At 39.8% G+C, this 600-nt stretch carries 1 protein-coding gene; it reads left to right on the forward strand.

Going from position 1 to position 600, the window contains the following annotated elements; genetic code table 11:
* The coding region (locus tag QM959_RS09570) for a transposase (protein ID WP_414372865.1) at positions 1-500 on the forward strand (500 nt) is incomplete at its 5' end.
* Positions 501-600 lie beyond the last annotated feature (100 nt).

A 600-nucleotide genomic window follows, 5' to 3' on the forward strand; every position in this document is an offset into this window, starting at 1 on the left:
ATCTCTCTTTCTGTAACTTTATCTTCGCTAGACTGCTGGATAATAAAACTGCCCTTGAGGTTACCAAACACCTTTATGACATCAAGAACACTCTTCACCAAGCGGATAATGATTTCTTCCAACTCTTCCCTGTCATTCTGACTGATAATGGTGGAGAGTTTGCCAGGGTTGATGACATCGAAATGGATGTGCGAGGAGAGAGTAAGCTTTTCTTTTGTGACCCTAATCGCTCTGACCAGAAAGGCAGAATTGAGAAAAATCACACCTTGATTCGCGACATTCTTCCTAAGGGAACTTCTTTTGACAACTTAACTCAAGAGGACATTAATCTCGTTTGTTCGCATGTTAACAGCGTCAAACGTGCTGCTTTTAATGGAAAATCAGCCTATGAACTCTTTGCCTTTACTTATGGAGAAGAGATTCCTAAACTTCTCGGCATTTCTAAAATACCTGCAGAAGATGTCTGCCAATCTTCTAAATTACTCCAACATAAAATCTAAAAATTAATCTTCAACCCCATTCAAACGTCTCACACTAACTTCCACCATAGCGGAACTTAATCTGAAACACTTTCAGATGAGGGGATTTTGTGCGCTCTTT

Origin of the sequence: Streptococcus mitis, assembly GCF_047459985.1 — a bacterium.
Classification (GTDB): Bacteria; Bacillota; Bacilli; order Lactobacillales; family Streptococcaceae; genus Streptococcus; species Streptococcus mitis_DZ.